14 protein-coding genes are annotated in these 13,320 nt (G+C 63.4%); 10 read left to right on the top strand and 4 right to left on the bottom strand.

What is annotated here, in order from left to right; translation table 11 throughout:
- Window positions 1-60: 60 nt before the first annotated feature.
- From pseB to pseI, 3 genes are read left to right on the top strand one after another with little or no spacing between them, the layout of a single operon-like run.
- Window positions 61-1,032, top strand: coding sequence for a UDP-N-acetylglucosamine 4,6-dehydratase (inverting) (pseB, locus tag FGL91_RS11230; protein WP_227991530.1), 972 nt, complete (start codon window positions 61-63; stop codon window positions 1,030-1,032).
- Window positions 1,032-2,165: a DegT/DnrJ/EryC1/StrS family aminotransferase gene (locus tag FGL91_RS11235; RefSeq protein WP_153243864.1), complete on the top strand. Its 1,134-nt coding sequence runs from the start codon at window positions 1,032-1,034 to the stop codon at window positions 2,163-2,165. Before pseB ends, FGL91_RS11235 begins: the two co-directional genes overlap by 1 nt.
- Before the next feature lie 9 nt (window positions 2,166-2,174).
- Entirely contained in the window at window positions 2,175-3,200 is a 1,026-nt protein-coding gene (gene pseI / locus FGL91_RS11240) for a pseudaminic acid synthase (protein ID WP_227991535.1), read from the top strand.
- Here the strand turns inward: pseI and FGL91_RS11245 are convergent.
- The gene (locus FGL91_RS11245) at window positions 3,178-3,669 is read right to left on the bottom strand and encodes a GNAT family N-acetyltransferase (protein ID WP_194239205.1); all 492 of its coding nucleotides are present in this window, start codon (window positions 3,667-3,669) and stop codon (window positions 3,178-3,180) included. The genes pseI and FGL91_RS11245 overlap by 23 nt on opposite strands.
- 39 nt (window positions 3,670-3,708) lie before the next feature.
- Here FGL91_RS11245 and FGL91_RS11250 point away from each other — a divergent pair, with 39 nt between their 5' ends.
- The 4 genes from FGL91_RS11250 (at window position 3,709) to FGL91_RS11265 (ending at window position 8,072) form a co-directional block, all read left to right on the top strand.
- Window positions 3,709-4,422 (top strand): cytidylyltransferase domain-containing protein, encoded by a 714-nt coding sequence (locus FGL91_RS11250; protein ID WP_131491946.1) that lies wholly within the window; start codon window positions 3,709-3,711, stop codon window positions 4,420-4,422.
- A 91-nt stretch (window positions 4,423-4,513) separates the two neighbouring features.
- Window positions 4,514-5,452, top strand: a complete 939-nt coding sequence (locus tag FGL91_RS11255; protein WP_227991538.1) for an ABC transporter permease — start codon at window positions 4,514-4,516, stop codon at window positions 5,450-5,452.
- Complete coding sequence (locus FGL91_RS11260) at window positions 5,449-6,186, top strand: ABC transporter ATP-binding protein (RefSeq protein WP_131491948.1); 738 nt, start codon at window positions 5,449-5,451, stop codon at window positions 6,184-6,186. The genes FGL91_RS11255 and FGL91_RS11260 overlap by 4 nt, the downstream gene beginning before the upstream one ends.
- Window positions 6,186-8,072: a DUF6541 family protein gene (locus FGL91_RS11265; protein ID WP_153243866.1), complete on the top strand. Its 1,887-nt coding sequence runs from the start codon at window positions 6,186-6,188 to the stop codon at window positions 8,070-8,072. Before FGL91_RS11260 ends, FGL91_RS11265 begins: the two co-directional genes overlap by 1 nt.
- Here the strand turns inward: FGL91_RS11265 and FGL91_RS11270 are convergent.
- Together FGL91_RS11270 and FGL91_RS11275 are read right to left on the bottom strand one after the other, a co-directional pair.
- Window positions 8,056-8,409 carry a DUF2304 domain-containing protein gene (locus FGL91_RS11270; RefSeq protein ID WP_131491950.1) on the bottom strand — a complete coding sequence of 118 codons (354 nt, stop codon included), beginning with the start codon at window positions 8,407-8,409 and terminating at the stop codon, window positions 8,056-8,058. The genes FGL91_RS11265 and FGL91_RS11270 overlap by 17 nt on opposite strands.
- Window positions 8,410-8,411: 2 nt before the next feature.
- Window positions 8,412-9,107, bottom strand: a complete 696-nt coding sequence (locus tag FGL91_RS11275; protein WP_131491951.1) for a glycosyltransferase family 2 protein — start codon at window positions 9,105-9,107, stop codon at window positions 8,412-8,414.
- 158 nt (window positions 9,108-9,265) lie between these two features.
- Here FGL91_RS11275 and FGL91_RS11280 point away from each other — a divergent pair, with 158 nt between their 5' ends.
- The 3 genes from FGL91_RS11280 to FGL91_RS11290 are packed head-to-tail and all read left to right on the top strand — an operon-like array spanning window position 9,266 to window position 11,921.
- A complete protein-coding gene (locus FGL91_RS11280) occupies window positions 9,266-9,835 on the top strand; it encodes an acyltransferase (RefSeq protein WP_227991542.1) in 570 nt (189 codons plus the stop codon).
- Window positions 9,832-10,929, top strand: coding sequence for a DegT/DnrJ/EryC1/StrS family aminotransferase (locus FGL91_RS11285; RefSeq protein ID WP_131491953.1), 1,098 nt, complete (start codon window positions 9,832-9,834; stop codon window positions 10,927-10,929). The genes FGL91_RS11280 and FGL91_RS11285 overlap by 4 nt, the downstream gene beginning before the upstream one ends.
- Entirely contained in the window at window positions 10,929-11,921 is a 993-nt protein-coding gene (locus FGL91_RS11290) for a Gfo/Idh/MocA family protein (protein ID WP_131491954.1), read from the top strand. Before FGL91_RS11285 ends, FGL91_RS11290 begins: the two co-directional genes overlap by 1 nt.
- A gap of 25 nt (window positions 11,922-11,946) precedes the next feature.
- Here FGL91_RS11290 and FGL91_RS11295 read toward each other — a convergent pair whose 3' ends face one another.
- Window positions 11,947-12,861 (bottom strand): hypothetical protein, encoded by a 915-nt coding sequence (locus FGL91_RS11295; RefSeq protein WP_153243867.1) that lies wholly within the window; start codon window positions 12,859-12,861, stop codon window positions 11,947-11,949.
- Window positions 12,862-13,320: the final 459 nt, after the last annotated feature.

Raw genomic sequence — 13,320 nt, forward strand, 5'->3', positions numbered from 1 at the left:
TCAACGTGATTCTCAGAGTACGACCGTCGTTCCCGGACTTGGAGGATCATCATTACCATCTTGCAGGACTCGTCGATTCTCGTCACGGGGGGCACTGGCTCGTTCGGGAAGGCGTTCATTCGCTACGCATTGGACAACCTCGGTCCCCGTCGAATCGTGATCTACTCGAGGGATGAGCTGAAGCAGTACGAGGCCCGTCAGATGTTCGCCGATGACCCGCGTCTGCGCTGGTTCATCGGCGACATCCGCGACCAGGATCGACTGCGAAGGGCTATGCATGAGGTCGACTATGTCGTGCATGCAGCGGCACTCAAGCAGGTCGACACCGCTGAGTACAACCCCTTCGAGTACGTGAAGACCAACATCGTCGGCTCGCAGAACGTCGTCGAAGCCTCGATCGACGCCGGTGTGAAGAAGGTCGTCGCGTTGTCGACCGACAAGGCCTCGAGCCCTCTCAACCTCTACGGTGCAACGAAGCTCGCCGCCGATAAGCTCTTCCAGTCGGCGAATCACTATGCTGCGAGCTACGTGACTCGTTTCAGCGTGGTGAGGTACGGGAATGTGATGGGAAGCCGCGGCTCAGTCGTTCCCTTCTTCCGCAAGCTCGCGGCCGAGGGGAAGCCGCTGCCGATCACTGACAGCCGGATGACACGCTTCTGGATCACGCTCCCTCAGGCCGTGGAGTTCGTCGTCGACTCGTTCGATCAGATGCAGGGAGGCGAGTTGTACGTGCCGCGAATCCCCAGCATGAAGATCACGGATCTCGTCGAAGCGATCGCGCCCGGAGCCGAGACGTACGAGATCGGGATCCGTCCAGGCGAGAAGCTGCACGAAGAGATGATCAGCCTCGACGACGCGCGACGAACGCTTCGACTGGGCGATCGATTCGTGGTGCTGCCGACGATCGCCAACTGGGGCTTCAATCCGCCACAGGGTGAGGATCTCCCGGACGGATTCGCGTACCAGTCCGACAGCAACGACCTGTGGCTCGATGCCCAGGGAATCCGCGAGATCCTGGAAACCTTGGACTAGTGGCACAGCCGATCCCCTACGGTCATCAGTACATCGATGAATCGGATGTCGCCGCTGTCGCCGCAGCATTGCGAGGCGAGTGGCTGACCACAGGTCCCACGGTCGCCGCGTTCGAGGCCGAGATCGCCGCGATCGCCGGGACGGACGACGCTGTGGTGGTGACGAGCGGAACCGCTGCGCTCCACGTCGCGTACGCGGCCGCCGGAGTCACTTCCGGGGACCAGGTCATTGTGCCCGCTCTGACATTCGCCGCGACGGCGTCGACCGCATCGTTGCTCGGGGCGGAGATCGTCTTCGCCGATGTGGAGGAAGACACCGGCAACATCGACCCTGAGTCGGTCGCGGCCCTCGCGACAGAGCGGACGGCCGTCATCTCGGCCGTTGACTACGCGGGTCATCCGGCTGATATCGATGTGCTGCTGCCGATCGCCCGCGCGGCTGGGGCTTTGGTCTTGGAGGACGCGGCGCACTCCATCGGCTCGACTCTCCGAGAGCGCCCGGTTGGTTCCCTCGCCGATCTGACGACGTTCTCATTCTTCCCGACCAAGAACATGACGACGGCGGAAGGGGGCGCCGTCGTCTCTAACTCCGAAGCTCTGATCACTGCCTCTCGGGGATTCCGGGGGCATGGACTCGTCCGCGACCGAGCTGAGCAGCGGTATCCGAACGAGGGCCCGTGGCATCAGGAGATCCACAAGCTCGGGCTCAACTATCGACTCCCCGATGTCCTCTGCGCGCTCGGAGTCAACCAGATCCGCCGGCTCGCCGAGTTCAAGGCGTCACGGACCGCGGTGTTCGAGCGCTACCAGGACGGACTCGGCGACATCGACGGACTCACCCTTCCCACGAAACGCAGCGACGTGGACCCCATGTGGCATCTGTTCCCGGTGCGCGTGCATGATGGTCGTCGCCGCGAGGTTTTCGAGCGCCTGCGCGAGGAGGGCATTCTCGTCCAGGTCAACTACATGCCTGTGTACTGGCATCCCTATTACGAGGACCTCGGGTATCGTCGGGGGCTGTGCCCCGTCGCGGAGCGGTACTACAGCGAAGAGATCTCCTTGCCCATGTACGCGCATCTCGACGCAAGCGACCAGGACCGCGTGATCGAAGCTCTGCGTTCGATTCTCGCTTGAGGAGACATTGTGAACGATACGAAACAGCGCCCCCTGATCATCGCCGAGATCTCGGGCAACCACAACGGATCACTCGAGCGAGCGCTGGAGATCGTCAGGGCAGCGGCGAAGGCCGGTGCGCACGCCATAAAGATCCAGACCTATACGGCGGACACGATAACCCTAGATGTCGACACGCCAGCGTTTCGTGTCAGCGACGATCATTCCCTCTGGGGCGCGCGAACGCTCCACTCCCTATATGAGGAGGCGCACACGCCCTGGGAATGGCACGCCCCGATCTTCGCTCTGGCGCAGGAGCTCGGGATGCTGGCCTTCAGCACGCCGTTCGATGAAACGGCCGTCGAGTTCCTGGAGAGTCTCGACGTACCGATGTATAAGATCGCCTCGTTGGAGATCGTCGATCTGCCGCTGATCGAGCAGGTCGCGTCGACCGGCAAGCCCGTGATCCTCTCCGTGGGGACCGCCTCGATCGCTGAGGTGGCGCAAGCGGTGGAGGCCGCCCGGCGGGGCGGATGTGCGGATCTGACGCTCTTGGCGTGCACGAGCTCGTATCCTGCGGAGCCGGACGACGCCAACCTGCGGCGGATTCCGGTGATGAAAGAGATGTTCGGCGTCGACGTCGGCCTTTCCGATCACACGATGGGCGTCGGGGTGTCGATCGCGGCTGTCGCGCTGGGGGCCACAGTGATCGAGAAGCACGTCACCCTGCGTCGCGCGGACGGGGGAGTGGATTCGGCATTCTCTCTGGAACCCGAGGAGCTTCGACTGCTGGTCGAGGGCTGCGATGCGGCTGTGCGCGCGCTTGGTAGTGCGGACGTGTGGGCTACGGGTGCGGAGTCCGAGTCTCTCCGGCTCCGCCCGTCGCTTTACGTCGCCGCAGATGTAAAGGCAGGTGATGCCGTGACGACCCACAACGTTCGCAGCGTGAGGCCTGCGGGCGGCCTGCCACCTTCGGACCTGCCGCGCGTGCTGGAGCGAACCTTCGTCAGGCCGGCGGCAAAGGGAACTCCGGTCAGTTGGGACCTTCTCCGCTGAGTTGCGTGGACGTTGCTGGAGCCGATGTCATCCTGATAACGCCATCTGCTGACCGGTCCATCTCCGTGAACCCGCCCGCAGCGAACAGAGATCGGCTAGCGGTGTTCTCTTCTCTGACTCGCGCTATGACGTTCTTCGTCGAGGGGTGCGCCGCTGCGTAGGTGGCCATCCCCGCCCGAAGAAGTGGCAAAGACAGCCGTCTTCCTCGTTGGGCCGGTGCAACCGTGATGCTGACCTCGGCGGCGCCCGCCTCGTCCTGATCGAAGCGAACCGTTCCGATCGCTGTCCCACCCAGCTCGCCGATGTACAGCGTGCGGAGAGGATCGCTGAGTGTACGTGTCAGCCAGGCGACGTGGGTCTCCCAATCGACGCTCGCGGAACTCAATGAGGCGACACGCGTCTCGGGATCATTCCGCCAGGACAGGAGGAGACCAGCGTCCCCGGGCGTTACGGCGCGGATGATGATCACGGTGATCATCCTAACCGTCGTCCTGAATACACTAGGGACATGGTGCTCGCGATCCTCCAGGCCCGAACAAGCTCTGCACGGCTCCCTGGCAAGGTGCTTTCACCGATTCTCGGAGTTCCGCTGATCCTTCGTGCTCTCGAGCGAATCGCCCGATCCCAGCGGATCGATGCGATCGTTCTTGCAACGTCCACGGATCGGAGTGACGATCTGCTTGCGGAAACTGTCGCAGACGCGGGGTATCGGGTGCACCGTGGACCGCTCGACGACGTGCTCACCCGATTCATCCAAGTGATCTCCGGTGAGGACGATTCCGAGGCGATCGTGCGCCTCACCGGAGACAACGCACTCTGCGATCCTTCGGTGATCGACGATGTGATCGACGCGCATGAGCGAAGCGGGGCCGACTACACGGCGAACACGCTGGAGCGTTCGTATCCCAGGGGGCTCGACGTCGAGGTGATCCGGGCAGCCGCTCTCCGGGAAGCGGATCGGATCTCGAACGCGCCGGACGAACGCGAACATGTCACTCTAGGCATCTATCGACGTCCTGACGTCTTCGCACTGCACTCCGTCACGCAGCCGCAGAATCGATCAGATCTTCGTTGGACCGTGGACTATCCGGCAGATCTGGAGTTTGCTCGTGGTATCTACGAGCGTCTCTACGATCAGCAGCCGGCGTTCGGCCAGGCGGAGGTGCTTGCGCTGCTCGAGGAGAACCCGGAGCTGGTTCGGCGCGAGTCCGATCAAGGGTGATCTCTGCGTCGTTCAGTTGTCTCGCCGGGCCAGGGGATAGACTACTCGGGCTTGCGACGGCACCCGCCGTCGCGTCCGAATGAGTGGGCCAGTGACTGAAACCCGAGATCTTTTTGCCGCCGTCCCGCGTTCCGAGTTCGATACCCCGGGAAAAAGCCGCGGGCTGATCGATGTCGTGCGCTGGCGCTATCTTCTGAGCCTTCTGGTGCGCACAGGCGTGACCACGCGCTATCGCAACTCCGTGTTGGGATGGACCTGGTCGTACGTGCGACCTGCAGCGCAGTTCCTCGTCTTCTGGATCGTTCTCGGGCTCTTCATGAACCTCGACAAAGGCATCCCGAACTACGCTGTCTACCTCTTCTCCGGAATCGTGGTCATCAACCTCTTCTCCGAGGCGTTCAAGAACGCGACGACTTCGATCGTGGGCAACGCGCCTCTTGTGCGCAAGGTGTTCCTCCCTCGGCAGCTCTTTGCCGTATCCGCCGTGATCGTGGCCTTCGTGCACTTCCTCCCGCAAGTCGGGCTTCTCCTCATTGTGTGCGCTCTCCTGGGCTGGTTCGCGCACGTGTCCGTTCTCGCGGTGCTCGCGATCGTGGCCGCGATGATCATCGTGATGGTATTCGCGCTCGGCCTGGGTCTGCTCTTCGGTGCTGCGAACGTGCGGTTTCGGGACGCTGAGAACATCGTCGAGTTGTTCTTGTTGCTTGCGACATGGGCATCGCCGGTCTTGTATTCGTGGGTCATGGTTCAGGACGCCGTCGTGAAGACCCTGGGTTGGCCGCAGTGGCTCGTCGAGGTCTACCTACTAAATCCGCTCACGCAAGGCGTCGAGCTCTTCCATTTCGCGTTCTGGCGTCCCGCGACGGAGGCGATGACCTCAGCCCCCGGCTATGCCGGACTTCCTATGGATGCTCTCCCGCCCGGCCTTGCGATGAACACGCTTTGGACGTTCATCATCGCGATCGGGACACTGTTGATCGGCCAGTTCGTCTTCCGCCGCCTCGAGGGAAAGTTCGCCCAGGATCTATGAGCACGACGCAGACACTTCGTCCCAGCATCATCATCGACGGCGTGAAGAAGCACTTCACGCTCAATCACGCTTTTTCGCTCAAGGACACCGTCGTTTCTTGGTTCAAGCGGCGCAAGCTCACGAGCCAGTTCGAAGCGCTCAAGGGCGTGGACATCAGCATCGGCGAGGGGCAGTCAGTCGCCATCCTCGGGTTCAACGGCTCGGGGAAGTCGACGCTGCTCAAGCTGATCTCCGGCGTGATGGAACCTGATGAAGGGCAGGTGTTGACTCGGGGACGCGTGGCTGGACTCATCGAGGTCGGTGCGGGTTTCCATCCGGAATTGTCCGGCCGGGAGAACGTCTTCCTCAACGCCGCGATCCTCGGAATGAAGAAGCATGAGATCGAGGGGCGCTATGACGAGATCGTGGCGTTCAGCGAGATCGAACAGTTCATCGACCAGGAAGTCAAGCACTATTCGTCGGGTATGTTCATGCGTCTGGCCTTCTCCGTCGCCATTCACGTAGAACTCGACGTGCTGTTGGTGGACGAGATCCTTTCTGTCGGCGATGCTCCGTTCCGAGAGAAGTGCCGTCTGAAGTTCGAGGAGCTGATTGCTCAGGGCAAGACGCTCGTGATCGTGAGTCACGACATGGAGATGGTTCGGGAACTCTGCACCAGAGGCATCGTGATCAACCGAGGTGAAGTCGTTTACGACGGTGACGTCGAGGGTGCGATCGCCCTGGTGGACGCCTGATGCTGTCGTGGGCCGGGCAAGTTCCCGCGCTCCTCGTCGCCATAGCGGTCATCGTGTTGCCTGGCCTGCCAGCCGCGATGTGCCTGAGGGCTAGCCCATTGCTGCGGGTGGGAGCCGCCGTCGCGCTTTCGCTCGGGATCGTTGCCACGGCAACCGTGATCGCGCCCGTCTTCGGCCTCGCATGGTCTCCGCTGCCCGTAGCCATCGTCGCATCGATCGTCACTGCTATCGCGTCGTTGCTGCGCTGGACAGGGCGGGGCGTTCCTGGGCTCGGTGGTTCGCGGACACCTGCTGTCTGGGGCGCGCTGGGTGCCGCATTCACCGGCTGGGTCGTGGTCGTGGCGCTCGGTATTGCCGATCCGACGCACCCTAGCCAGCTCTACGACGGACTATTCCATCTGAACGCGGTCGAGTTCATCACCCAGACCGGTGATGCGTCGCCCCTCCACATGACGATGGTGACGCCTGGCGCCGCGACGGGCACGTATCCCACGCTGTGGCATGCGATCGTCGCCTTGGTCGTGCCTGTCTCAGGAGGCGTGGTCACCGCGACGAACACTGTGACGGTGGCGGTGATCGCCGTGATCTGGCCGCTCGCGATGGCTTGTCTGGCATCAATCCTCTTCCCCTCACGCCCGTCGGTGGCGGTGTGGGCGCCGTTGGTTGCTTTCGGCTTCAGTGTCTTTCCGCTCGGCTTTCTGACTTGGGGGGTGCTGTATCCGAACCTCCTAGGCAACCTGCTTCTCCCTCTTCTTCTTTCCTTCATCGTGCGATGCTTCGAGCCCGGCGACGGAAGAGCAGGGAAGGCCCTGTGGATCCTCACCGCAGCGGCAACAGCCGCAGCGGTCGCTGCTGCCCATCCGTCATCTCTTCTCGCGGGCGTGGCCCTCAGCGTGCCGTTCGTGGTGTGGAGAGCGCTTCGGCTCTGGCCGACGGGCGGCACGACGCGTCGTGTGGTGCTTGTCGGATCGCTGCTGCTCGGCGGCGGACTGCTGATCGCGGTCTGGCTCGCCGCGAATGTGACGACTCATGAATGGCTGCCGAACGAAACCATGAGCCAGGCATTCGGTGAGGTGGCGTTCCTGAGCCCGGTCGGGCGCACTGCGGGTCTCCTTCTCGGTCCTCTCGCCGCGATCGGTATCTGGCGGGTCGTGAAGGATCGTCAGTGGTGGATCCTGTACTCGTATGGCGTGAGCATCGCCTTTTATCTCGCTTCGGCGTGGTTCCCTGTGCTGTCGCTCCGAAGCCTTGCCGTCGGCGTCTGGTATGACGACACGACCCGGGTGGGAGCGCTTCTCGCGATGTGGGGCATCCCGTTGGCCGGACTCGGAGCCGCCGTGGTCGTCTCCTGGGTGGGTGACCGCTGGCGCAATGGATCCCGCCTTCTCGCAGGCGCGATCTCAGGGCTCTTGGTGCTGGGCGCTGCGACCCACATTCCTGCGGTCGTCAATGACCTCTCCTACATGAGGAATTCGAGTTTCGCGTTCACCCCGGACTCGCAGGGTCTTTCGTCTGATGAAGCGGCCCTGTTCGAGAAGATCGCGGGGCGGCTGAACAGTGAAGACATCGTGCTCGGCGACCCCTTGACCGGGGCCGGACTTCTCTTCGCGTACACCGGGCACCGTGTGGTCTTCCCTCACGTCACCGGCCGCTATGGAGCCGACGCTGAGCTGCTGGCACGCAGCTTCTCTGAAGGAGGCGAGGTCGTGTGTGATGCGGCCGCGCGTCTTGGAGTGACCTTCGTGCTCGACTTTGGGGATCGTCAGCTGTTTGAGAATCACTGGACAACGTTCGATGGTCTGCACCACCTTGCCGATTCGCCGTTGCTCAGCGAGGTCGATCGCGTTGGCGACGCCGTTCTCTATGAGGTCACTGGCTGCGGGTAGTGCGGTCCTCGTCTTCTTCCGCGTCGAGCAACGCGATCTTACGTGCCAGCAACGTCAGCTGTCGTTGTAGCTGCAGGTTCCTTCGATACTGCGTGTAGACGAAGGTGAGGAACATCAGGACAAGGGCGTAGAGAAGCAAGTCTGTGCCTCGTCCGACACCGATGAGGGTAGCGATCCATGTGAGCCACTGCGGGAAGAGCACGGAAAGTATCGCCGCGAGGATGAACAGCATCATGAGTAGGCGGCGGATAGCGAGGTGACTGTCGGCACCGGTTCGACGCATCACGATCAGTCCGAGAACGATGATCGCGGCGATGAGGAGGAACTGGATCCACATGCTCAGCGCACCACCAGATCGACGAGGATGTTGACGGAGTTGAGCACGCTCTGGCCTTTGCTCTTGGAATAGTCGGTATACAGGAGTTCGACCGGGTGCTCACGCCACGGGAGGCCCGTGCGCCCGAGTTCGAGGACGATCTCCGTGGCGTGCGCCATTCTGTCTTGCTTGAGGTCGATCTTTGCGGCGGCGTCGCGCCTGATCACACGGAGCCCGTTGTGCGCGTCGGTCAACTTCATGCCGGTCGTGAGGTTCGTGACGCGGATGGCTGTCTTCAACACGACTTTCTTGATCCAACCCGGGTCCGTCCGATCGTCGAGGAATCGCGATCCGAACACGATGGCGACGTCTTCAGTTCGGGCGAACTCGAGCATTTCGATGGCATCTTCGATCCGATGCTGACCGTCCGCATCGAATGTGACGATGTACTCGCAGGAATCGTGGGCCAGAGCGTACTCGATCCCGGTCTGGAGCGCGGCCCCCTGTCCGAGATTGACGGGGTGCTTCACAAGATGTGCCCCCTTTCGCGCTGCGACCTCGGCAGAGCCGTCGGTCGACCCATCATCGACGCAGACCACGTGGGGGAAATGTGGCAGGAGGCTCGTGATGACGTCTCCGATGACGCTCGCTTCGTTGTAGAGCGGTATCACGATCCATGCGGTGCTGTCGGCTTCGGAGCCGATCGGTGTTTCGCTCATGCAACCATTCTGACAGGGCGGGTGCGTGCTTTCGGCCATTCGCCAGGTGTCGCACCCGCAGCCGATAGACTAGGGAGTGCGACTGCCATGTCACGGTGGCGCAGGAAGCGTGCGAAGTGACCCACCCTACTCCCGTCCGGATTGTCGAATCCGCAGATGTGTCCCCGGCCGCGAGTGTGGGGGACGGCTCGTCCATCTGGCATCTCGCTCAGGTGCGTGAGCAGGCTCAGCTCGGCGAGAACTGCATCATCGGTCGAGGCGCGTACATCGGGACGGGCGTCGTCATGGGAGACAACTGCAAGGTGCAGAACTACGCGCTCGTGTATGAGCCGGCGCGCTTGGGCGACGGCGTCTTCATCGGTCCCGCCGTGGTTCTCACCAATGACACGTACCCTCGCGCGATCAACGAGGACGGCACGATCAAGAGCGCGCACGACTGGGAGCCTGTCGGCGTGACGATCGAGCGCGGGGCGGCCATCGGCGCGAGGGCCACCTGCGTAGCGCCGGTGACCATCGGCGCCTGGGCGACGGTCGCTGCCGGCGCCGTCGTCGTCAAGGACGTCCCCGCTTTCGCGCTCGTCGCCGGCGTCCCCGCGAAGCGCATCGGCTGGGTGGGGGAGTCGGGTGTACCGCTCGTCGTCGGTGATGACGAGAACACCTGGGTGTGCCCCTCGACGGGCGCGCGCTACATCGAGACTGACGGAACACTGACCAAGGAGATCGTGTGAGCGAGTTCATTCCCCCGGCAAAGCCCATCATCGGCGACGAGGAGCGCGAGGCCGTCGATCGCGTGCTCCGTAGTGGCATGGTCGCGCAGGGGCCGGAGGTCGCCGCCTTCGAGCAGGAGTTCTCGGCGCATTTCGTGCCCGGTCGACCGTCCGTTGCGGTGAACTCGGGTACGGCAGGCCTCCACCTCGGCCTCCTGGCGGCCGGGGTCGGACCGGGCGACGAGGTCATCGTGCCCTCGTTCACCTTCGCCGCGACCGGCAACTCGGTCGCGCTCACGGGCGGAACGCCGGTGTTCGTCGACATCGAGCCGGAGACGTTCACTCTCGACCCTGCGGCGGTCGAGGCCGCGATCACCCCGAAGACCAAAGGGATCCTCCCGGTGCACCTTTACGGGCACCCCGCGCGGATGCGTGAGCTCGAGGCGTTGGCGGCGGAGCGCGGCGTCGCTCTCTATGAGGACGCGGCGCAGGCGCACGGTGCGTCGCTCGACGGTCGTCCGGTCGGCTCGTTCGGCGAGTTCGCGATGTTCAGTCTCTACCCGACGAAGAACATGACCAGCGGCGAGGGCGGGATGGTGACGACCGCGACCGATGAGCTCGCACGTCAGGTGAAGCTCCTGCGCAACCAGGGCATGGAGCGCCAGTACGAGAACGAGGTCATCGGCTTCAATGCACGCATGACCGACATCCACGCCGCGATCGGTCGCGTGCAGCTGACCAAGGTCGACGCCTGGACGAAGACCCGCCAGTCCAACGCCGCGTTCCTCGACGCGAACCTGCAGGGCGTCGTCGTCCCGCCGGTCGCCGACGGAGCGGTGCACGTGTACCACCAGTACACGATCCGCGTCCCCGAGGACCGCGATGGATTCGTCGCCGCGCTCAAGAGCGAGTACAACGTGGGTGCGGGCGTGTATTACCCCATCCCGAACCACCGCTTGCCTTCGCTGACGCACTTCGCGCCGGGGCTCGACCTTCCGGAGACGGAGCGTGCCGCGCGCGAGGTCGCATCGCTGCCCGTGCACCCGTCGCTGAGCAGTGACGACCTCGAGCGCGTCGTCGCCGCGGTGAACGCCGTCGCGAAGGCAGGCGCCTGATGGTTCTGCGTGCGGGCGTGATGGGGCTGGGAGTGATGGGGCGCAATCATGCGCGAATTCTTGCCGGGCTCACGGGAGTCGAGTTCGTTGGTGTCTTTGACCCGGCGGAATCCACACCGGATTTCGTTCACGACCGCCCTGTGTTCCGCGACCTCGACGAGTTCCTCGCCCAAGACCTCTCATACGTGGTCGTCGCCGCTCCGACTGTCTACCATCTCGAGATGGGTACGCGTTTGGCGGAGAGTGGCATCCACGCGTTGATCGAGAAGCCGGTGGCCTCCACGAGCGAGGATGCTCGCGCCTTGCGGGATCTCTTCGACGCGAAGGGGCTGATCGGCGGTGTCGGCCATATCGAACGATACAATCCTGCGTTGCAGGCCGCGCGTCAGCGGATCGAGGCCGGCCTTCTGGGTGACATCTATCAGGTGACCACGCGGCGCCAAGGTCCGTTCCCTGGGCGCATCGCGGATGTCGGGGTGATCAAGGACTTGGCGACTCACGACATCGACCTGACGGCGTGGGTGACACAACAGCAGTACGTGTCTGTCAATGCACGCACCACGTTCCGCAGTGGTCGTCCGCATGAGGACATGGTGCTGGCGGTGGGGACGCTTTCTTCGGGAACGATCACGTCGCACACGGTGAACTGGTTGACGCCCTTCAAGGAACGCACGACCGTGATCACGGGCGAGAAGGGCTCGCTCGTCGCGGACACGCTGACGGCAGACCTGACGTATTTCAAGAACGGGACGATCCGCAGCGAATGGGAGCAGGTCTCGACCTTCCGTGGTGTCGTCGAAGGTGATGTCACCCGTTTCGCGCTCGAGCGCCGTGAACCGCTACTCGCCGAACACGAGGCTTTCCGCGATTCGGTGATCAACGGGGCGGCGAAAGGTATCGTGACGCTCGACGAGGGGGCCAAAGTGGTGCAGATTGCTGAAAGGATGGCCGCGGACGGACTGTTGCATCGACCATCCGCGGTAGTCGAGTGAAGCGGCCTGAGCGCACCAGGGAACTCTAGTCTGCCGTTCCTGTCGATAGGGCCCAACGTCGGACCAGATCGAGACTGTGTGACGCCCAGAACGATTCCACGTCGACGGGCGTGTTGCCCGCGCGCAGACGAGCTGCCATGGCCTCGACGTCTCGAGCATCATCGTAGGCGGGTCCGAACAGCTCGCCCACGTAGTACTCGGTGAAGGGGCTGCGACGCACCAGGACGTCGCAACCGAAGCTGGCCGCTTCGAAGAGGACGGTGCTGGCTACGCCGACCACCGCGCGGCAGTCGGCGAGCGACTCGTAGAGGTCGTCGTGGGGGTCGATCTCCACACCGACGACGTCGATCAGAGAGGGATACCGGTCGGCGAGAGTCGCGCGCTCGGAGGGGTGCGGACGGAAGCGTAGCCGCCAGCCCGGCAATTTCTTGCGTAGGGCCAAAATGAGACTCGTCGTTGCATCGGGGTCAGTGATGCTGCTGGCGATCAAGGCGATGTTCTCGCGGTCTGCGACCGGTGGTGCCGACGCCATCGCCCGTTGCAGATGCGGCTTGCCGATAGTCGTCAGCGTTGCAGGATGCTGGATACTGCGGCCCCAGTACTCGCCGAAGAGAAGCAGCTCGTCTGGAATCTGCGAATGCAGGCCCTCATGGCGGAAGATGCTGCCATAGTTGTAGGCAGCGTGGGACGGGCCGATCCACCCGTGCTGAGGTTCTGCGACGTGTCGGCCATCTTTTTTCATCGCTTGGATGAGTCCGCCGCGGTGACCGTAGGACGCGTCCTCCAGGACAACGGTGTGAGGGTCGAGACGATCGATGACCGTGAGAAATGCGTCCTGCAGGAGAGGTGCTCGCCGTTCCTGGTAGCGAACCGACGCTGCGATCGTCCGCTCTTGCTCAGCGGAGATCGCACCAGAGAAGAGTGCCGCATAGCGGTGCACGAGAACATCGATCGCTGTTGCCGTCTCCGTGGACAGTTCTCTTCGATACGTACGTAGATCCGTGCGTGCGTTGATCGCGTCCAGGCTGCGCGTGCGCGGGAAGGCCGGCTTGATTCCGGGGTGCGGCGGGGTCCACTGGAGCAGAGTTGCCTCCGGGCCGAGGGCTTCTGCGAGATCGCCGACGAGCCAATTGCGCTCGTACCCGCCCTCCCGGGAGGTCGTGACGCCGCTCGCGACCATGACAACGGGGGAGCGCCCCCGAAGCCACGCTGCGTCATGCCTGGAAGGGAGGAACGACCGTGCGAGTCTGCGATAGGTCTTCGCCCGAGATTGCCGTTGGGGCACCCCGGTTTCGCCGAGTTCCACGGCGGCGAGGGCGCTCGCAAAGAACATGCGCACCCGAGGCCAGAGCGGCAATGCTGTGCCGGGGAGCGGTTCCAGGAGTTCGGAGGGCTCGGA

It is taken from the genome of Microbacterium sp. CBA3102 (genome assembly GCF_007954505.1).
In the GTDB taxonomy this organism is placed as follows: domain Bacteria; phylum Actinomycetota; class Actinomycetes; order Actinomycetales; family Microbacteriaceae; genus Microbacterium; species Microbacterium aurugineum.

Coding starts and splice junctions, on each gene's coding strand:
- FGL91_RS11250 (WP_131491946.1), top strand. CDS start 3,709: ATGGTGCTCGCGATCCTCCAGGCCCGAACAAGCTCTGCACGGCTCCCT.
- FGL91_RS11260 (WP_131491948.1), top strand. CDS start 5,449: ATGAGCACGACGCAGACACTTCGTCCCAGCATCATCATCGACGGCGTG.
- FGL91_RS11265 (WP_153243866.1), top strand. CDS start 6,186: ATGCTGTCGTGGGCCGGGCAAGTTCCCGCGCTCCTCGTCGCCATAGCG.
- FGL91_RS11270 (WP_131491950.1), bottom strand. CDS start 8,409: ATGTGGATCCAGTTCCTCCTCATCGCCGCGATCATCGTTCTCGGACTG.
- FGL91_RS11275 (WP_131491951.1), bottom strand. CDS start 9,107: ATGAGCGAAACACCGATCGGCTCCGAAGCCGACAGCACCGCATGGATC.
- FGL91_RS11290 (WP_131491954.1), top strand. CDS start 10,929: ATGGTTCTGCGTGCGGGCGTGATGGGGCTGGGAGTGATGGGGCGCAAT.